At 37.1% G+C, this 20,234-nt stretch carries 19 protein-coding genes and 1 riboswitch; of the genes, 16 read left to right on the top strand and 3 right to left on the bottom strand.

Features of this window, described 5'->3' with window-relative positions:
• Positions 1 to 86: 86 nt before the first annotated feature.
• The 11 genes from ACIQXW_RS23090 to ACIQXW_RS23040 all read left to right on the top strand — a co-directional run bounded on the left by ACIQXW_RS23090 (position 87) and on the right by ACIQXW_RS23040 (position 12,649).
• Positions 87 to 1,424 (top strand): AAA family ATPase, encoded by a 1,338-nt coding sequence (locus ACIQXW_RS23090; RefSeq protein ID WP_402765909.1) that lies wholly within the window; start codon positions 87 to 89, stop codon positions 1,422 to 1,424.
• Positions 1,417 to 2,151, top strand: a complete 735-nt coding sequence (locus ACIQXW_RS23085) for a hypothetical protein (protein ID WP_340822130.1) — start codon at positions 1,417 to 1,419, stop codon at positions 2,149 to 2,151. Before ACIQXW_RS23090 ends, ACIQXW_RS23085 begins: the two co-directional genes overlap by 8 nt.
• 424 nt (positions 2,152 to 2,575) lie before the next feature.
• Entirely contained in the window at positions 2,576 to 3,898 is a 1,323-nt protein-coding gene (locus ACIQXW_RS23080; protein WP_401022311.1) for a LysM peptidoglycan-binding domain-containing protein, read from the top strand.
• A 123-nt stretch (positions 3,899 to 4,021) separates the two neighbouring features.
• Complete coding sequence (locus ACIQXW_RS23075; protein ID WP_402765905.1) at positions 4,022 to 6,244, top strand: YcdB/YcdC domain-containing protein; 2,223 nt, start codon at positions 4,022 to 4,024, stop codon at positions 6,242 to 6,244.
• Positions 6,245 to 6,372: 128 nt separating this feature from the next.
• A complete protein-coding gene (locus tag ACIQXW_RS23070; RefSeq protein WP_401022314.1) occupies positions 6,373 to 6,843 on the top strand; it encodes a YusW family protein in 471 nt (156 codons plus the stop codon).
• A gap of 171 nt (positions 6,844 to 7,014) precedes the next feature.
• The gene (locus tag ACIQXW_RS23065) at positions 7,015 to 7,449 is read left to right on the top strand and encodes a MarR family winged helix-turn-helix transcriptional regulator (RefSeq protein WP_340822136.1); all 435 of its coding nucleotides are present in this window, start codon (positions 7,015 to 7,017) and stop codon (positions 7,447 to 7,449) included.
• Between the two features lie 50 nt (positions 7,450 to 7,499).
• A complete protein-coding gene (locus ACIQXW_RS23060; protein ID WP_402765901.1) occupies positions 7,500 to 8,483 on the top strand; it encodes a ring-cleaving dioxygenase in 984 nt (327 codons plus the stop codon).
• Between the two features lie 65 nt (positions 8,484 to 8,548).
• Complete coding sequence (locus tag ACIQXW_RS23055; protein WP_340822138.1) at positions 8,549 to 9,166, top strand: nitroreductase family protein; 618 nt, start codon at positions 8,549 to 8,551, stop codon at positions 9,164 to 9,166.
• A gap of 63 nt (positions 9,167 to 9,229) precedes the next feature.
• A complete protein-coding gene (locus ACIQXW_RS23050; protein WP_340822139.1) occupies positions 9,230 to 9,772 on the top strand; it encodes an NADPH-dependent FMN reductase in 543 nt (180 codons plus the stop codon).
• Between the two features lie 822 nt (positions 9,773 to 10,594).
• A complete protein-coding gene (locus ACIQXW_RS23045) occupies positions 10,595 to 11,959 on the top strand; it encodes a sensor histidine kinase (protein ID WP_402765896.1) in 1,365 nt (454 codons plus the stop codon).
• Positions 11,960 to 11,965: 6 nt separating this feature from the next.
• Positions 11,966 to 12,649 (top strand): response regulator transcription factor, encoded by a 684-nt coding sequence (locus tag ACIQXW_RS23040; RefSeq protein WP_401022326.1) that lies wholly within the window; start codon positions 11,966 to 11,968, stop codon positions 12,647 to 12,649.
• A gap of 37 nt (positions 12,650 to 12,686) precedes the next feature.
• On the opposite strand, the gene ACIQXW_RS23035 is transcribed toward ACIQXW_RS23040, so the two are convergent.
• Positions 12,687 to 13,268: a YdhK family protein gene (locus ACIQXW_RS23035; protein WP_340822143.1), complete on the bottom strand. Its 582-nt coding sequence runs from the start codon at positions 13,266 to 13,268 to the stop codon at positions 12,687 to 12,689.
• Positions 13,269 to 13,445: 177 nt separating this feature from the next.
• Positions 13,446 to 13,638: riboswitch (cobalamin riboswitch) on the top strand.
• A gap of 148 nt (positions 13,639 to 13,786) precedes the next feature.
• On the opposite strand from ACIQXW_RS23035, the gene ACIQXW_RS23030 reads away from it, so the two are divergent.
• From ACIQXW_RS23030 to ACIQXW_RS23010, 5 genes are all read left to right on the top strand, one after another.
• Positions 13,787 to 14,833, top strand: a complete 1,047-nt coding sequence (locus ACIQXW_RS23030; protein WP_402765891.1) for a FecCD family ABC transporter permease — start codon at positions 13,787 to 13,789, stop codon at positions 14,831 to 14,833.
• Between the two features lie 4 nt (positions 14,834 to 14,837).
• Positions 14,838 to 15,620 carry a heme ABC transporter ATP-binding protein gene (locus tag ACIQXW_RS23025; RefSeq protein WP_402765888.1) on the top strand — a complete coding sequence of 261 codons (783 nt, stop codon included), beginning with the start codon at positions 14,838 to 14,840 and terminating at the stop codon, positions 15,618 to 15,620.
• A gap of 501 nt (positions 15,621 to 16,121) precedes the next feature.
• Entirely contained in the window at positions 16,122 to 16,292 is a 171-nt protein-coding gene (locus tag ACIQXW_RS23020; RefSeq protein ID WP_340822147.1) for a hypothetical protein, read from the top strand.
• A gap of 68 nt (positions 16,293 to 16,360) precedes the next feature.
• Positions 16,361 to 17,530 carry an endonuclease Q family protein gene (locus ACIQXW_RS23015; RefSeq protein ID WP_402765885.1) on the top strand — a complete coding sequence of 390 codons (1,170 nt, stop codon included), beginning with the start codon at positions 16,361 to 16,363 and terminating at the stop codon, positions 17,528 to 17,530.
• A 113-nt stretch (positions 17,531 to 17,643) separates the two neighbouring features.
• Positions 17,644 to 19,263, top strand: a complete 1,620-nt coding sequence (locus tag ACIQXW_RS23010; protein WP_402765882.1) for an S-layer homology domain-containing protein — start codon at positions 17,644 to 17,646, stop codon at positions 19,261 to 19,263.
• A gap of 133 nt (positions 19,264 to 19,396) precedes the next feature.
• Here ACIQXW_RS23010 and ACIQXW_RS23005 read toward each other — a convergent pair whose 3' ends face one another.
• Positions 19,397 to 19,684, bottom strand: coding sequence for a DUF2653 family protein (locus ACIQXW_RS23005; protein ID WP_402765880.1), 288 nt, complete (start codon positions 19,682 to 19,684; stop codon positions 19,397 to 19,399).
• Positions 19,672 to 20,145, bottom strand: a complete 474-nt coding sequence (locus tag ACIQXW_RS23000; protein ID WP_340822152.1) for a hypothetical protein — start codon at positions 20,143 to 20,145, stop codon at positions 19,672 to 19,674. The genes ACIQXW_RS23005 and ACIQXW_RS23000 overlap by 13 nt, the downstream gene beginning before the upstream one ends.
• Positions 20,146 to 20,234 lie beyond the last annotated feature (89 nt).

The following is a 20,234-nucleotide window of genomic DNA, read 5'->3' as shown; positions in this document are numbered from 1 at the left end:
ACAAGTATAGGATATTAAATTTTAAATTGTTATAAAATATAACGATATTCATTATAATAAGAAGAAAAGACTTAAAGGGTGTTTCGATGGCTATTATAAAAATTAAGAAAATAAAGGTACAAAACTTAAGGAATGTACGAAATGGTGAGCTAACATTAGCAGTGGATTTTGCTTCGCTTATGAAAGCGAATGTTGTTGGCGTGTATGGGCAAAACGGTTCTGGGAAAACGACGATTGTTGATGCATTTAGCTTATTAAAGACGATTATTTCTGGTTGGATTGCTGAAGTGAAATTACCATTACAAGACAAGCGTTTAATCATGGCAGGAGAAAACACTGCTACTATTGATTTTGAATTTCTAGTGGACAATCAATTTGGTACATTTTTTGTGAACTACTATGTAACATTGCGTGAGGATGAAAAACGGCTATATATTATTGCAGAGCGACTCACATATAGAGAAGATGAAAAAGGAAAACGATCAAAAGTTTTAGTAAGTGTCTCAGATGAGGACGTTCAAATTCGAAAAAGCTTTTTACGAGATATGAGTGAAAAAATGCGTATAAAAACGCTTGTTATTCAACAACTAGCGCGAAAACAATATATGTCATTTATCTTCCATAAAGATTTAAAGCCATTGCTACAAGAAAAGCTGTCAGAATTAGAAATGCAGTTGCTTCATAATTTAGCGATTGATTTTAATCGAGATTTACATGTTATCAACAATCAAAATATCGCGCCTTTATTTGAAGAACGCAGTATGCCCTTTAGTATCCATCTTGAAAAAACGCGTGGCTCCATTCCATATGATTTGAAAGGGCCAGCATTACTGCCTAAAAATGCTTTCAATGTATTATGTGAAGTGATAGAGCAAAGCAATCAAGTATTATCGACTATTATTCCTGGACTCACTATTAAGATTCATGTCATTACAGAGCAATTATTAGATAATGGTGAAAAGGGAATCCGATTTGAGTTTCTATCGCAACGGGGTGATCGGGAATTGCCATTGCGAACAGAATCAGAAGGGATTTTAAAAATTATTTCTGTGCTTAGTGTACTAATAGCTGTTTACAATAATCCAACTGCTTGTGTTGTGATCGATGAATTAGATTCTGGCGTTTTTGAATATTTGTTAGGCGAGTTGTTAACAGTGATTGATGAGGGCGGAAAAGGGCAACTTATTTTTACGTCCCACAATTTACGTGTGTTAGAGGTGCTTGCCATTAAAAACTTATGGTTTACAACAACGAATGAGAATTACCGATATATGCAGCTAAAAGGTATTAAAGAGGTCAATAATGCACGAGATGTCTATTTACGCGCTATACAGCTAGGTGGACAGGATGAAGAGGTTTATAAAGAAACGAAAACGTTCAAAATTAAACGTGCTTTTAGAAAAGCTGGTGTGCAACATGACTAAAAAAGTGCTTTTAGTGATTGTAGAAGGACAAACAGAGCAAATAATTTTAGAGGATTTTTTAGATGAGCATTTTGCCGATTCGACCATCCGCTTTGATGTGCAACGTGAGGATATTTTGACGAAATGGGATGCGAAAAAGCGAATCCCCAATATTAAAAATAGTGTCAGCCGAGTCATTCATAATTATCTAGAAAAGTATAAGTTTTTAGCGAAAGATTTATCGGCAGTCATTCATATTACGGATGCAGATGGTTGTTTTATCGCTCCAGAGTTTGTCAAAATCAATGCAGATATTGAACAGAATCTCTATTATACTGAGGACGCCATTTTTGTAAAAACAGAGAGACGTAAAGAGCAAATTGAACAGCGCAATGAAATGAAGGCTAATAACGTTAAGATTTTGCTTGCAAATGACCATTTTAGTATTGATCGATTAAAAGTACCTTATCAGTTGTTTTATTTTGCTACGAATTTAGAGCACGTATTATGGAATGAGCGCAATGAAGTCGCCACGGAAAAAGTGCTAAAAGCAGATGAATTTATGGAAAACTTATCGGGCTCTATTAAAGAGTATCTTTTGGAATTTCTGCATGTAGATACAGCACTATCTTACCGAGAAAAAATGAAAGAAAGTTGGGCGTACTTAACAAAGGAATGTAATTCTTTGCAACGCAGTACGAATGTGCCATTGTTATTTGAAATGATTACGTCCAATGCGCATAAATAAAATACAAAAACCTCTCATTAAAATTGAGAGGTTTTTTCGCCTTTTTTCATCTAACTGCTGTTGATATTCGCTACGGTCGGAAAGGGAGCGCCTGGAAAGAAAATCAACGAATAATGTTGGCAAAGAAATTTCCACTTTATGACCATGAAAAGGATAAAAAATGATACTACTGCGGCTGATTTCTATTGCGTGGGGGCGATTTCCACGGGCACACGTGAGCTGTTGTCGCAGAAGTCTACATTCATAGCAAAGAAATTGTTTGAGTGCCTGGCACTTCACGTCAACGGGCGGAAAGGGAGCGCCTGGAAAGGAAATCAACGGCAAAAGTCTTCTATAATTATTTGTACTAAAAATTGATTGCGCTACAGATGTGATTGCTTCAAGGTGACATGTTTTCTTATTTTATATCATAAGCTTTATGGCTATGGTTTCATTACGTAAAAAGGAGGCAAATCGCATTCAAATACATGTTGTACGAGCAGGAGAGTCCTTATATGGAATTGCAAATGCGTATGGCACAACGGTTCAAAGTATAGTAGATGCCAATCAAATTCCAGACCCTAATCGATTAGTTGTTGGCCAAGCACTTGTAATTCCAATCGTCGGTAGCTTTTATTATGTACAGCCTGGGGATAGTTTATGGTCTATAGGGCAACGCTTTGGGATTAATTATTTAACACTTGCACAGGTCAATGGCATAAATCCAAACCAGACTTTATCAGTTGGTTTGCGTCTTTATATTCCACCAGCACCGAAAACGAGAGCAGAAACATTGGCATATTTAGAGCCAAGAGGGACAGCCGTTAGTGAAGCATTATTAAATTCAGCCCGAGAAGCATCTCCTTATTTAACTTATCTTGCCTTATTTAGCTATGAAGCACGGAGAGACGGGACATTGAAGCAACCTCCAAAAAACGGTGTGTCTGAAATTACGAAAGACTCAGGAGCAGCTGTTGCAATGGTTGTATCGAATTTGGAGAACTTTCAATTTAGTGGCGACCTTGCAAGAGATATTTTCCAAAGTACGGCAGTGCAAGATTTACTTTTTGACAATATTCTTAAAGAAGCAAGGCGTTTAGAAAGCATAAAAGATATCCATTTTGACTTTGAAAATTTGCCCCCTGATCAGCGGGAAGCGTATAACAATTTTTTAAGAAGAGCAGTGGAGCGGTTCCATGCAGAGGGTTATACGGTTTCGACAGCACTTGCCCCAAAAACAAGTGCGAATCAAAAAGGGCCATGGATTGAAGCACATGATTATAAAGCACATGGGGAGATTGTGGACTTCGTATTGCTGATGACCTATGAATGGGGCTATTCTGCTGGACCACCTATGGCTGTTTCGCCAATTCGCGAAGTTGAGGCCGTTGTCAAATATGCTGTATCAGAAATACCACCAAGTAAAATATTGCTTGGACAAAACTTATATGGCTATGATTGGACACTGCCGTTTGTACAAGGAGGTCCATATGCAGAGGCTGTAAGTCCGCAAAGGGCTATTGAGATTGCCAAAAAATATAATGCAGCTATCCAATATGATTGGAATGCACAAGCACCTTTCTTTGAATATTATGATGAGCAAGGAAGAGCGCACATAGTCTGGTTTGAAGATGCACGGTCGATTCAAGCGAAATTTAATTTAATTAAGCAGTACAAGCTTAGAGGCATAGGTTACTGGAAGCTTGGGCTACCGTTCCCGCAAAATTGGTTATTGATAGACTCAAATTTTAATGTGGTGAAGAAATGACATTGATAGGGATAATGGTATACCCAATCTATTTTCTTCTTATTGGAAATAATCTGTAAATACTATTTCCTATTTTGGGAATATAATATATAATTAGGTAAATTGTATTTTAGGAGGGATATTTTGGGTAAATTTAAAAAATTGGGGATTATTCTAACGTCTACTGCATTTTCTGTCGGAGTACTTTCTCCAATGGCACAAGCTTCTGCTAATGTTAAGGATTCTCCAGAGAGAATAGAGATTCAAGTAGCCTCAACAGAAACAAAGGTAACAAAAAGTACACTTATAAAAAAATTCCGTGAGCTTTTCCCAGAAAAGTTCAATTTTTTAACAGATAATGATTTTTATACGGGGCGTGGACATTACTATAACGATGATAAAACAATCCGTTATGATTTGAGTTTCCAAAAAACAGTAAATGGTAAAGATGTGTATGGTAGTATTACTTTTATGGGTGATGATTTAGAGCTTGAAAGCTTCTATTACCAGCCAGCTAATGTGGCAGATGCGCTATATCCTGCTAAATATTCGAAGGATGACGCACAAAAAATTGCACAGGATTTCTTAAAGAAATTCCCGAATACAGCAAACTATAAATTACAAGAAAATGATTTTGATTATGGATTTAATTACACTCGCCCATTATCAGAGCCAATTACTTATTCATTCTCATATGCACCGACACATAACGGTGTAACGCTTAGTAACCACACAATTTTTATTGGTGTACTTGCTAATGGAGAAGTTGTACAAGTATATCGCAATTCAAATGTATCTAAAAAGGCAACGTTCGATGGCGTAGAACAGAAAAAGAGCGAGGCAGATGTTCTAGCACAAGTTCGTGATAACTTTGCTGTAGAGTTACGTTATTATTTAGACTATAACTATCCATCTGATAAGCGTGAAGTGAAGCTAGTGTATATGCCAACATCAAGCTTCTATGGTGTACATGCATTAACAGGACAATGGCAAACAGCGAATGGCTTCGTGGCAAAAGCACCAAGCGTAAAAGGTGTTGAAAAGCTATCTTCAGAACAACTTAATCCGAGAAAACCTGGTATGACGGTTGAAGAAGTAGAGGAATTTGCAAAATCCTTCTTAAAAGTGGACCCTGATAAGGCAAAACTACAAATTGATATGGTTGATGAAAGAGAAAATGAAAATGGTGAAACACTTTACTCTGTAAATTACATGTACATGTATGAGAATGGTGGTTCTGGTGCTTCATTTGAAATTAATAAGGCAACTGGTGAAATTACACAATACTATGACATCAGTAGAGATTTCATGCTGACAGATAAAAAAGCAGAAAAGATTACGAAAGATGCTGCGTTGGCGAAGGCTATTGACTACTTAAAAGAGTGGGCTCCGTCCTATATCCATAACTATGCAAAACCTTTAGATGATTATGGATATGATAATTATAGCAACCAATATGGCTTCTCATTCCCGCGTATTGTAAACGGAATTCCTGTTGTTGGTGATGAAATTTATGTGAGCGTCGGTACAGACGGTTCATTACGTGGATTAAACATTAATCAACAAAAAATTGATAACTGGCCATCTGTAAGTAAGGTAGTCTCAGCTGATAAGGCAAAGGAAACATTTAGCGATGCGTTAAAGCTGAAGTTACAGTACACTAAACAGGATAAAGAAGATAGCAATCACTATGATTTAGTGTATGCACCTTCATATGAGGGCAGCATATATAATCAAATTGATGCACTAACAGGCAAATGGGTAAGTAGTGCCGATGATTCAAATAATAAACCGCAAATTTCTCACCCAACAGCTGCAGAGGAATTAAACTACTTGTTAGCACAAAATGTGTTGGAAGTGAAAGATCCAGCAAGCTTTAATGCTGATACAGCTATAACGAAGGGTGAAGCGTTAAAAATTATTCTTAAATCATTGACATATGGCTACTATGGATATGGAAATGAAGAAGAAACATATCAATCGTTTAATAATATTGATCCTAAACATCCGTTATATGCAATAGTTGAACAAGCAGTAAGAATGGGCGTTTTACAACCAGCAGATGAATTTGCTGTCGATGCGACATTGACTCGTCAAGAGCTTGCAGAATGGTTTATTCGTGTACTACGTTTAGAAAGTGCTGCAAAGCATAACGACATTTACAAGTTGAACTTCGCTGATGCAGGTTCTATTGATCCAGCATATGCAGGTTACGTAGCATTAGCAAGTGCAATGGGCTTAATCGATGCACAACAAAACAACTTTAATGCAACTGAAAAAGTAAGTTATGCAGATTTAGCTGTTTCAACACTTCGCTTAGCTCGTGCTATTCATGAAAATAATACTGGTCGTAATTACTTCTATTAATACGAATTGATTGACGGTCTTCCATCTAAATAGATGAGAAAAAGGGTATCTCCTAATTTAAGGAGATATCTTTTTTCGTTTATTTCATGATTTTTTAGGGAAGAATACTAACAGAAAAGGAGTGGAACATGATGCGTAATTATAAAATGTTATTAGTATTCTCAGTAGCAGCTGGATTACTTTATGGCTGTAATAAGGATGAGGTAAAGGATGTACCTACGAATGCTCCAACAGAGGAAAACACTAATCAACAGGCTGGTGAAAATGTAACGGATCAAGTGCCCTTTAACTTTATAGAATTTTCATTGGACGTTGATTATTCAGCAACAGAATCATATGAGGTTGAATATGAAAATAAAAAGAACGGTATAGAGGCTAAATTGGAAGATGACCGCAATAATGAAAAAATTCAAGGTGATGAGGCTTATACGAAGTTAGAACCATTATTTAAGCAACTAACTTTCGATTCTACAACATCGAATGATGAAGTAATTGACCAAGTCATTAAAGTGTTTAATATTACAGATGACTATCAATCGATTGAGGTAGAAGTAGAGTTTGCTGATGGAACAGAAAAAGAATTTAAACGATTGAAATAATAGAAGCTCCCTATACACTAATTTGTATAGGGGCTTTTAGCTTTTGAAAAAGATTTTTGTATTTAATAATATTAATTTAAATAAAAATGATTGCTGTTAGGGAATATCTGTGATATTATTATCTCGAATTAAAGATATTCAATTTCGAGGTAAATAGAAAGAGGGCATCTTATGAAGGAAGAAAATCGGTGTTTAAAAGCTTTTACGATTATGTTCCGTGCTTATCAATCAATTCAGGATGCAACAAAAAAAGATTTGCTTCAATATGATTTAAACCAGACTGAATTTGGGGTATTGGATTTTTTGTACCACCATGGCGAGCAGCCAATTCAAGTAATTGGTAAGAAAATTTTAATTGCAAGTAGTAGTATTACGTACGTTATTGATAAGCTGGAGCAAAAAGGTTTTGTTTGTCGACGTGCTTGTCCTAAAGATCGTCGTGTTACCTATGCATTGTTAACAGATGAGGGACAGGTCTTAATGGATAGAATTTTTCCACTCCATGAACAAAAGATCAATGAAATTTTTGAAGTATTAGACCAACAGGAGTTGGAAACAATGAATGTAGCTTTGAAAAAGGTCGGTCTTAATGCCATTAATAAATAAATTTTTTTAAACATATATCTCGAATTCGAGATAAATAGGAGGAACTTAATATGAATCATCTAAAAGGAATTCACCATGTAACTGCTATTACAAGTAGCGCAGAAGAAAATTATAAATTTTTCACGTATGTACTAGGCATGCGTTTAGTTAAAAAAACAGTAAATCAGGACGATATTCAAACATATCACTTATTTTTTGCAGATGACAAGGGTAGTGCTGGAACAGATATGACATTCTTTGACTTCCCAAACATACCAAAAGGTGTACATGGAACAAACGAAATTTCTAAAACATCATTCCGAGTGCCAACAGATGCAGCATTAGCATACTGGGTAAAACGATTTGAGCGCTTAAATGTCAAACATACAGGCATAAAAGAACAATTCGGCAAGCAAACATTATCATTTGTTGATTTTGACGATCAGCAGTATCAACTAATTTCTGATGAAAACAACAAAGGAGTTGCTACAGGTACACCTTGGCAAGATGGTCCTATCCCACTAGAATACGCTATTACAGGATTAGGTCCAATATTTGTGCGTGTTGCGAATTTTGACTATTTCAAAGAAATGCTAGAAAAAGTAATGCTCTTCACAGAAATTGCAGCTGAAGGAGACTTCCACTTATTTGAGGTCGGAGAGGGAGGCAACGGTGCACAAATTGTTGTGGAATATAACACAATCCTGCCAGCAGCTCGTCAAGGTTTTGGTACTGTGCATCACGCAGCATTTCGCGTAGAAGATCGTGCTGTTTTAAATGAGTGGACAGAACGATTAGAAGGCTTTGGTTTCAATACATCTGGTTATGTTAACCGTCACTTCTTTGAATCGCTATATGCACGTGTAGCACCACAAATCTTATTTGAATGGGCGACAGACGGCCCTGGTTTTATGGGTGATGAGCCCTATGAAACATTGGGGGAAAAACTATCATTACCGCCTTTCTTAGAGCCTAAACGTGCACAAATTGAAGGGCTTGTTCGTCCAATTGATACTGTAAGAAGTACGGTTTCATTTGAAAAAGAATATGAGTAAGGTGTCATTTATTATTAAGGAACACAATTTTACTAAAGCATAATGGATGATTGGAGTACGCCAACATGGAATTTACAAAGTTAATTGATAAACGTCGATCGGCAAATAATTTTATAGACGGTGTTGTAATGACGGAGGAGGATATCCGACCGATTTTAGAGGACGTCAAGCTTGCACCTTCAGCATTCAACTTGCAACATACAGAATATATCGTTGTGTTAGATCAAGAATTGAAAGAGAGAGTTCGCGAGGCTGCATATGGACAATATAAAGTACATTCAGCTTCCGGAGTTATTTTAGTACTAGGCGATAAGGAAGCATACAAGCAAACGGCTCACATTAGTCAAGGGATGGTTGATCTAGGCATTATTACAAACTATGAGCTTGAAGGTCTCATTGATGATAATGCGAAGTTTTACGAAGAACGTGGTGAGGAGTTTATGAAGGAGGACGCGATTCGTAACGCATCACTTTCAGCTATGCTCTTTATGTTAGCAGCAAAAAATCGTGGCTGGGATACATGTCCGATGATTGGCTTTGATCAACAACAAATGCGCGCATTATTCAATGTACCAGCAACACATGAGATTGTCTTAATGATGACAATTGGCAAGGAAAAGGAAAGTAGTCACCGCTTACGTGGGTATCGTAAACCAGTTGAAGAATTTGCAACCTATTATTAGGGCGGTATAAAATAAAATAGCTTAACAAATATTAATGGCAGTAACCATTTAGGAGGAAACAACATGAAAGTAGTAGCAATCGTAGGTAGTATCCGTAAAGAATCTTATAATATGCAATTAGCAAAATTTATTCAAAAACGTTATACAGAAAAGCTTGAACTAGAAGTATTGAGCTTACGCGATTTACCAATGTATGATCAAGATATCGAAAATGAAGCACCACAAACAGTATTAGATTTTAAAGCAAAAGTAAAAGCGGCTGATGCGGTACTTTGGTTAACACCAGAATATAATGGAACTGTGCCAGGGGTTATGGTGAACGCTATTGACTGGCTATCTCGTGTAGACAAAGTAATGGTTGGCAAACCATCGTTCATGATGGGTGCATCAATGGGGAATTTAGGTACTGTTAAAGCACAATTACATTTACGTGATATTTTATTCTCACCTGGAATTAATTCTCCATTACTTAGTGGTAATGATGTCTATATCGGTGCTGTACACACGAAATTTGATGCTGAAGGCAATTTAACAGATGAAGGTACTGTGAAATTCCTTGATACAGTAATTGAAAACTTCTTAGACTGGGTTAAAAAATATATTTAATAAAAAGATGCCAATAAGTATACGACATACTTATTGGCTCTTTTTTATAAAGACCCAAGTATCAGCGGCTTCTCAATCGTAAAAATCCACTACGCTTTCCGCGGGCACGATGTAAGCCACAACCGTCGCTGTCGCACCGACTGTTGTGTCTTACATTGCGTGCGTTCCCGCAGGAGTCTACGTGGATTTTTACTAAGTTATAAACATCTTGAAGTTTTCAGAATTGTGTGGGTGCCTGACACCTCGTTTATATTCCTAGCATAATACCGGCTCCTCAATCGTAAATATCCACTACGCTTTCCGCGGGCACGATGTAAGGCACAACCGTCGCTGTCGCGCCGCCTGTTGTGTCTTACATTGCGTTCCCGCAGGAGTCTACATGGATTTTTACTAAGGTATAAACATCTTGGAGTTTTCAGAATTGTGTGGGTGCCTGACACCTCGTTTATATTCCTAGCATAATACCGGCTCCTCAATCGTAAAAATCCACTACGCTTTCCGCGGGCACGATGTAAGCCACAACCGTCGCTGTCGCGCCGTCTGTTGTGTCTTACATTGCGTGCGTTCCCGCAGGAGTCTACGTGAATTTTTACTTAGTTATAAACATCTTGAAGTTTTCAGAATTGTGCGGGTGCCTGACACCTCTATTTGTGTGGGTGCCTGGCACGTTTCTTTATGATTGCTACGTATATAAATGCCATATGATGATGAAAAATTAGTGGGCGTGAAGTCTTTATTTTATAATATTTATAAAAGTATCTTTCTTCTGCATAAAATCTTCACACTTACACGTTATCATTTTGAAATATAGGTGGTTAAGGCATGAAAAAACTTTCATTAAAGCTTGGAATAATCTTTTTTATTACATTGTTTTGTATAGAAACATTTATGATGTTTTTTTTACATGTTTCTTTGACTAACTCGCGTGTTGAAGAAGAATTAATAAACTTGCAGACAACTGGTAATTCACATCGAACGATATTAGAGCAAAATTTCGATGAGGAGACGTTATCACATATATTATTAATGGAATCAAGAGAAAATACAGACGTTGTCATCACAGATAATGTTGGAACAATTTTAACTGCTTCATCTTCACACCCTGAAATACACGTTTATTTAAAGAAGCTCAAGGGTAGGGTGCCTTATAGTGGTCAGGTATTAGAGAAAAATTGGCAGGATGAAAAATATATTGCAACGATTAGTCCTATTCTTAAACAGCAAAAGACTGTTGGCTATGTGTTTATGTTTCAAAATACAGATTCCATCCATGCGTTAATGGAACGATTAAACAAACATTTTCTAATTGTCGGCCTCGTTTCAGCATTGGTGACGATTGCCGTCATTATTGTGTTATCTCGAAAATTAGCCCAACCATTAATGGCTATGAAGGAAGCGACGTTGAAAATGAATAAAGGAGATTTTACTGTCGCCCTTTCGACTAATGGCAAAGATGAATTAAGCGATCTTGCGAATGCCATACAACAGTTATCCGATGATTTAAATCATTTAAGAGAGGAAAGAAAGGAGTTTTTAGCAAGTATTGCGCATGAGCTAAGAACACCTATTACCTTTATAAAAGGCTATTCAGATATTCTTTACAAGCGAGATTTAACGGAGCAGGATCGCCAAAAATATTTAGGCATTATTATTGAAGAAATGAATCGGCTCTCAACGTTAATTAAAGACTTATTTGATTTAGCAAAAATGGATGAAAACGCATTTGTAATTAACAAAGAACGTCTTCAATTGGATGAATTAGTGGCAAGTATCGAAGTAAAGCTAAGACCTGCTTTTCAGGAAAAAGAGATACACTTGTTTGTTCAATGTGAAAAGGGATTAACATTAATGGCCGATTCAGTAAGGCTAGAGCAAATTATTTTGAATCTGTTAAATAATGCATTAACTTATTGTTCCTCAGGAGATTCTACTTTCTTTATAGTAAAAAGGCAAAATAACTTAATAAAAATCATTGTTAAAGATACTGGAAAGGGGATTCCGAAGAAGGAATTACCTTATATTTTTGAACGTTTTTATAGGGTTGAAAAATCTCGTGCACGTGCACATGGAGGTATGGGATTAGGTCTAGCTATTGTTAGAGAGCTTGTCCATGCACACGGAGGAGAAGTAACCGTTGTTAGTGAGGAAAACAAAGGGACTACTTTTGAATTATTATTTAAGGGGTAGGAACAAATGAAAACATTATTATTAATTGACGATGAACCAAGGATGCTGGAGTTACTAACGCTTTATTTAGAGCCTTCTTTTCATTGCATAGCGATGTCATCGGTTAGAGATGCTTTAGACTATTTAGAAGAAAATCATGTAGATTTAGTGCTGTTAGATATTATGATGCCAGATATGGATGGTTGGCAAGCTTGTCAGGAAATAAGGAAGTTTTGGGATGTACCTGTCATTATGCTAACAGCAAAAGCGGAACAGGCTGATATTATAAAAGGCTTAAATTTGGGAGCAGACGACTACATTTTAAAGCCTTTTGACGAGGAAGAGTTAGTAGCACGCATACATGCTGTATTAAGAAGAACAAAAACTGAAGAAACTTTCATTTTTTTTGAAGGGCTACGATTAAATAAAGAATCTATTGAATTGTCTTTTCAACAAGAAGCTATTCTTTTAACGCCGAAAGAATTTTCGATGTTAGCGCTGTTTCTTGAATATCAAAATAAAGTTTTCTCAAGAGAGCATTTAATTAATACAGTTTGGGGATATAACGGTACTATTGAAGACCGAACAATTGATTCGCATGTCCGCAATTTACGGGAAAAACTAAGGAAAAGTGGCTTTCCTGTGGATGATTACTTACAGACAGTGTGGGGAATCGGCTATAAATGGCATAAGCTTGCTGACAAAAAGTAATTACAAACACCCTCTGATGACAGAGGGTGTTTCGTTTTTATTTTGACGTTAGTTCACTATCTGTAACCCATTTATGATTTTTCATTTCTTCACCAGTAGTTGTTAATGGAAAATCAATCATATAAACGGTCGTTTGTACTGCGTCATCAATGCGAACAGTAGCATTTTCCATGCCTTTCATATGTGCAGCATCTGTTTTGACTTCAGTGCCTGGAGACAATGGGGCAACACCTGGATCTATTAATTCCTCATGTATTACCCATTTATGATTTTCTATTTTCTTTCCACCAGTAGTCGGTTCATAGGAGATAATATAGGCAGTTGTATCATATGCCCCAACAATCGTTGCTTCGGCGCCTGCCATCCCAGACATATGTCCTTCCTTAATAATAGCAGTACTGCCTACAGGGAATTTAGGGTTTTTAGCAGTTTTTAAAGTGGATGGAACTTCACCCGAGCTTGAATGATTCATCTCTTCTCCATGGCCTGTTTCTGCACTATGGTCCATTGCGTCACCATTAGCAGAGTCCGTCTTCGCTGCATCGTCAGAGCAAGCTGATAATATTAGTAAAGCCATTGCTGCTATAAAGCCTAGGAAAAAATTTCTTTTTAATACCATATGAATTTCCTCCTTACTATTTATTTGTCTTTAATGTAACAAGTAAATGTGCAGAAATTATGGATTAGGTTTTGTGCAAAATCCATTTGTATGAAGTTGAAAAGAGGAAAGATTGATTCCTAGATGAAAGAAGCTATAGACTACGATAATTATGTATGATAGAATCGTCATAATTTTAAAATTTCAGAAACTAATGGTGTGACGCTTGTTAACAAGTGCCACTTAAAAGGGAAGTCGGTGTAAGTCCGACGCTGTCCCGCAACTGTAACGAGGAGTTCTATGATGTAGTAGCCACTGTTTTTAGAATGGGAAGGCAATCATAGTAACGTTGAATCGAAGCCAGGAGACCTGCCAATTAGTTCATACCTGTAATGCCCACGAGGATGCAAGCAATTACGGACAATTGATGGATACTTCTCCAACTTTGTTTAACCTAGGGTATTTCTATGCATTCGTGCGTAGAATACCCTTTTTTATTGCTTCGTATTTATCAAGATTGATAAGGAGTTAATAAGCAAATGAATAAAAAATTTATGCTATTTTCATTGACCCTTCTTTTAGTACTGATTGCTTCAATGACGGTTGCTATTATGATTGGCTCAGTGTCAATTACACCGCTACATGTATGGAAGGTTATTTTCTCGAAAATTCCTATTTTCTCAAATACGATAGAGCCTGATTGGAGCCGCTCACAAGAAATTATTATATGGCAAATACGTGTCCCACGTGTCATGCTTGCAGCCATTGTTGGAGCAGGATTAGCTATTGCTGGAGCAGCTGTGCAAGCACTTGTCCGTAATTCTATTGCAGATCCATATATTTTAGGTATTTCTTCAGGTGCGACAGTTGGTGCCACGGCTGTCATCATTTTAGGCGCTTTTTCATTTTTAGGTATGTACGCCCTTTCAGTAGCTGCTTTTCTAGGCTCCTTTATAGCAATTGTGTTGGTATTTTTCTTGTCACGTGTAGGGGGACGTATTTCTATTTTCCGTTTGCTGCTAGCAGGAATGGCTGTATCGTTTATATTATCTGCTACTTCAAATTTTATGTTAATGATGTCTAAGGAAGAGGGCGGAATAAAAGCCGTTATGTATTGGATGCTTGGAAGTCTTGCGGGCGCAAAATGGAGTAATTTATTCATTCCAGCTATTATCTTTTTCATCGTTTTTAGTTTGTTATGGCTATATTATCGAAATTTAAATTTATTACTACTTGGGGAAGAAGCGGCGGTCACATTAGGTGTTAATCTTCAACAATTTCGAATTCAATTGATACTACTTGTATCATTACTAACAGGTGTGCTCGTTGCAGTAAGTGGCTCCATTGGGTTTGTTGGTTTAATAATTCCACATATCGTGCGATTAATAGTGGGGTCTAATTATAAATATGTTATCCCTATTAGCGCATTATTAGGAGGAATTTTCTTAGTTTGGGCAGATGCGATTGCCCGCGTGATAATAGCTCCAGAAGAAATGCCAATTGGAATCATTACAGCCTTTTGTGGCGGTCCATTTTTCATTTGGCTACTACGCCGTAACAATTATTCATTTGGTGAAGGAGATTAAAGGTATGACATTAGAGGCGAAGCATGTATCATTCTCCATTCATGATCAGCGCATATTAAAAGAAGTAAGCATTCAAATAAAGGAAAACCAATTTGTCGGTTTAATTGGTCCTAATGGTAGTGGAAAGTCGACACTATTGAAAAATATGTATCGGTTATTAAAGCCAGAAAGTGGAACAGTATTATTGAATGAGGAAGATATTTTTCAGCAATCAAGTAGAGCGATTGCAAAAAAATTAGCCGTTGTTAGTCAGGAGACACCTGTTTTATTCGATTTTAAAGTGAAAGATTTAGTGAGCATGGGAAGAACGCCACATAAGAAGCTTTTTGAAATGGACGATAAGGAAGACTTTAAAATAGTGAAAGAGGCATTGTCTCAAACGGGTATTGCCCATTTAGAAACACGCAGCTTTAGTTCCCTTTCTGGAGGAGAAAAAAAGAGAGTGATGGTTGCACGTGCACTAGCACAACAGGCGCAAGTGCTTATTTTAGATGAGCCTACTAATCATTTAGACATTCAGCATCAATTACAATTAATGGACTTAATTCAAACATTGCATTTGACTGTTGTCGCAGCCTTACATGATTTGAATATGGCTGCTATGTACTGTGATCAAATTTATGTTTTACAACAAGGTAGTATTGTTCATTACGGCACACCAGAAGAAGTGTTAACGCCTAAACTGCTTCGTGATGTTTTTGGAGTATACGCCGATATTCAAACACATCCGCTGACAGGCAAACCGTATTTAACATATGTATCCGAGCAATTCACAAAAACTACATAAGTGCCAGTCACTCAAACAATTCTGATACAATTTGCATAAAGCATTGCAAGTAGGGTATTTATAAATAACCAAGTAAAAATCCACGCACACTCCTGCGGCTTACAATGTGCCCGCCGGAAAGCGAAGTGGATTTTTGCGATATAGGAAGTCTGAAGCTTTTGTTAGGTGTATATGCGGAGCACCAGTCACACAAATAATTTACTGTGTAAGTATTGAATTTTATGGTTAACCAAGTAAAAATCCACGCAGACTCCTGCGGGAACGCACGTAACGTAAGACGCAACAAGCGGCGCGCAGCGACGGTTGCGGCTTACAATGTGCCCGCGGAAAGCGAAGTGGATTTTTATGATATAGGAAGTCTGATGCTTTTGTTAGGGTCTATGCTAATGCCGGTCACCAAAACAAAGTCACCAAAACAATTCAGAAGATTTTTGCGGTTTAATTTTTGTATAGTTGTGAGATATTCGGGGAACGTTACTTTTGAAAGGATGCGTGACGAATATGGAAGAGATTAAATTTGCACAATTAGATCACACACAGCTTGAAAAAATTAATGAGCTAGAAAAGAAAATTGGTGTTACTTTAGTTGCTTATGATGCAGCGGCAACACCAAATCAAGGTTCAGGTTCATACGACACTGATAATAGTACAAATCAAAACCATCCATCTTAAATAATGAAAACGCCTTGCAGCAATGTAAGGTTTTTTCATTTTATAATCGAACAAAAGGAGCTGTATACATGTTTCAGGACTATTATACGGATTTACATATTCACATTGGACGAACAATGAGTGGGCGAGCAGTGAAGATTACGGGAAGTAAAACTTTAACATTATCGCGAATTTTAGAGATGGCTAGTGCAAAAAAAGGGCTTGATATAATCGGCATAATTGATTGTCATTCGCCAGAAGTACTTGCTGAGATGGAGATGATGATAAAACGCGGTGAACTAGAAGAGTTATCGGAAGGGGGCCTTCGGTTTCAAGAAACTACGCTTATTCCAGGCTCGGAAATTGAGATTTATGATAGCAACTGTCATGGTCCAATTCATGTGCTAGCTTATTTTCCTACTATCGCAGTGATGGAGGATTTTTCGAATTGGATGAGAGGCTTTATGAAAAACATTCATTTAAGTTCACAGCGTATTTATTGTGATGGACAAGCGCTACAACAAAAAGTTCGAGAATTAGGGGGTCTTTTTATTCCAGCGCATGTTTTTACACCATTTAAAAGTTTATTTGGAAGAGGCGTTCACCACAGTTTAACTGAAGTGTTTGATCCACAGCTTATAGATGCTATAGAACTTGGTTTAAGCTCTGATACCAATATGGTAAAAAATATACGGGAAATTCAGCGGTATACATTTGTGACTAATTCGGATGCTCATTCGCTTGGCAAAATTGCACGTGAATATCAAAAACTACGATTAAAGGCAGCTAATTTTACCGAATTAAAGATGGCACTCCATGAACAGGATGGGCGAGGCGTAATAGCTAATTATGGGTTAAACCCATTGCTTGGCAAATACCATCAAACAGTATGCGCTAAATGTGGTAAGCAGTTAAACGATGGGGATACAATTTGCAGGTCGTGTGGAAGTTCACAAATCGTGAAAGGCGTTGCGACTCGAATAATGGAACTATCTGATTTGAATAGTGCTGAACGTGAGAGACCACCGTATATTCATCAAGTACCACTTGATTTTATACCAGGTTTAGGTCCGAAAATGATGGAAAGATTACTTCACGCATTTGGAACTGAAATGACAATTTTACATCGTATTACAACCGAGCAGCTTGCAGAAATTGTGCCACTTAAAATAGCAAAGATGATTGATTTAGCTAGAACAGGACAATTAAATATTGCAGTTGGTGGAGGAGGCGTCTACGGAAAGGTCCAGTCTGAATAGGGTAAATCATTAGGTGAATATAGGGCGATTTTAGGTATTTACTATTAATGTTCCCATTTTTATCCTCAATCTAGTAAACTAGAAATTATTAGATGTGCAGGAGGAGTGGGAATATGCAATTTTCAAAGAAATTTCGTTTTTTAGCTGCTAGTGTACTAGCTTTACAGTTAATAGTCCCTGTAGGAGCAAGTGCAGAGAATAAGCAAGATGACATTGCGCCAAGCTGGGTCGTACAAGCTGATTATGTGGCGCTAGGTGATTCATTGGCACATGGCATGAATGAGGTTGGAGCAATAGGTCTTGGTTATACAGATTTTGTTGCACAGGCATTGCAACAAGCGGGTTTGTTAACATCTTATAATAAAGGCTTTGCCTATTCAGGCTATACAACGAAAAATGTGTTGGCAGACTTACAAGGTGACGTAGAAAAACCTGTGACTGGGTTTGGTTATACAAATGATCGTGCAAAGCTTAGAGCGTCGATTCAGGAAGCGGAGCTAGTTACGTTAACTGCTGGTGCGAATGATTTATTGCCTATTTTAAAAGAAGCAACAACAACGGGTATAGATACTGCGGCCATTTTAAAAACATCGCAAGAAGCGATAAGTAATATAGCCGCCATTTTAGCGGAAATTAAAAAGCTGAACCCGCAAGTGCAAATTTATGTTATGGGCTACTATAATTCTTTCCCATATTATAGCGAAGAGCTGCAGACACAATTTAAAATGCTATTAGGTGTTATGAATGCTTCTATTAAAACAACTGCCGAAAAAGCAGGTGCAATATTTGTGCCGACTTTCGACGTTGTGGCTAAAGATGTGCCAACTTATTTACCAAATCCAGAAAACATTCATTTAAGTGAAGCAGGCTATCTAGCTGTAGCAAATCAAGCATTTTTACCAATTATTAAAGCAAGCCCATTATGGGATGCCTCTTCTGCAATCCAAGTCAATGTTGAAAGTAGTACAGCGGCAAAGGTAAATTGGCAAGCAGCAACAGATAATGAGGGTGTTACGAAATACAATGTTTATGTAAATGATAAGCTCTACTCTACAGTTAACGCTGATCAAATGACGATAACGCTCGATAGTTTAACAGAAAATACTGCTTATACAGTTGCTATAAAAGCGTTAGATGCGGCTGGTAATGAAAGTGTTCAAAGTCCAACTGCAACATTTACAACAGGTAGTAAAGTACAATTTCTAGATATAAAAAATCATTGGGCAACGGAGTTTATTCAAAAAGCAGCTGAAACAGGCATTTTGAAGGGCTATGCGGATGGAACATTTAGACCTGAACAAAATATAACACGTGCCCAAGCAGCGGCAATGCTCGTTAGAAGTTTAGGTTTAACAACGAAAGACAAAGCTCCATTCATAGATATTGCAAGCTACGATGCAGAAACACAAGCAGAAATTGCAGCAGCTTACGCCCATGGGCTTATTAAAGGGTCTGATGGCAAGTTTAATCCGAGTCAGCCAATTACACGTGCGCAATTAGCATTAATGATTAACCGCGCATATAATCAGCAGCTCAATCAAGCATATGTTGCGAAAAGTAGTACACCCTTTACAGATATAGATAGCTATAATGAAGAGACGAAAAATGCTATCACAATGCTATATGAGCTTGGTATTGTAATAGGGAGTGAGGGAAAATTTTCTCCAGAAGCGCCAACAAAGCGTAGTCATGCAGCTAAAATCTTTGTTAACTTTAGTGAGCTATTAAAATAATCAACAGCAAGTGTTCGTGAGGGTAATGTAATGTCGCCAATATAGTTGAGATTTACGGCCATGAATCCTACAAAAAAGCCGTTCAATAAATCGACTGTAAGATTTATTGAACGGCTATTCTTTTTGTTAAGAACTATGATAGTTTGGCAATAATGCCTTCTTCATCATCTAATATTAACTCAATACCTGTTGAGAAAGGGTCTTGGTGTAGAACGTCTTTTATCCATACACGTAGAGCGCCAATCATAGCGGCAGTATTTAAAACTTCCATTTGACCATTTGTTTCAACTTCTGCGCCGAAGCCTGATTCATCATCATAAGTTAACTCAACAAGTACATCTTCTGGGCGAAGATTTTTATGATATGCCTGTGATAGGCAAATCGCATTGATAATATCTTGTTCGTTAATTATTTGTGCCATTGTGTAGCTTCCTGTTCTTTACGTTTTTTATCTTTAAACATATTGATAATTTTAACGACAAGCATCACAATAACAACAATTGCAGCAACGTTGATTAATAAGCCTAAAATATTACCAAGCATTCCTAGACCACTAAATAGACTACCGAATAATAGACCTGCTAAACCACCTAGCATTAAGCCTTTCATTAGGCCACCAGAGAAAAAGCCGCCTTTTTTCGCAGTAGTATCTGTTTTGTTTGTAGACGTAGTATTATTTTTATTTGTTGTAGCATTATTTTGGTCTTTAGATTTATCCTGAGATTTTTGGATATTTGAACTATTGTTATTGTTTGAGAAGCCTTTTTTACCTGACTTATAAGATTTCGCTTCAGCAGTCGGTGTGTCCGAAATTAATAATGTTGCACCAACTGACGCAAACATAAGTGTCGCTGCGAAAAGAGCAGCAATAATTTTTTTCATTACTTACATTCCTCCAATATAATTTTATATTTTGTCATAAACTAGTTCTTAATAGTAATTTTACATGAACTATAGTGAAAAATAAAATA

The organism is Lysinibacillus sp. NPDC097162, from assembly GCF_044762185.1.
In the GTDB taxonomy this organism is placed as follows: Bacteria; Bacillota; Bacilli; order Bacillales_A; family Planococcaceae; genus Lysinibacillus.
This window is presented reverse-complemented; position numbering and strand designations above follow the sequence as displayed.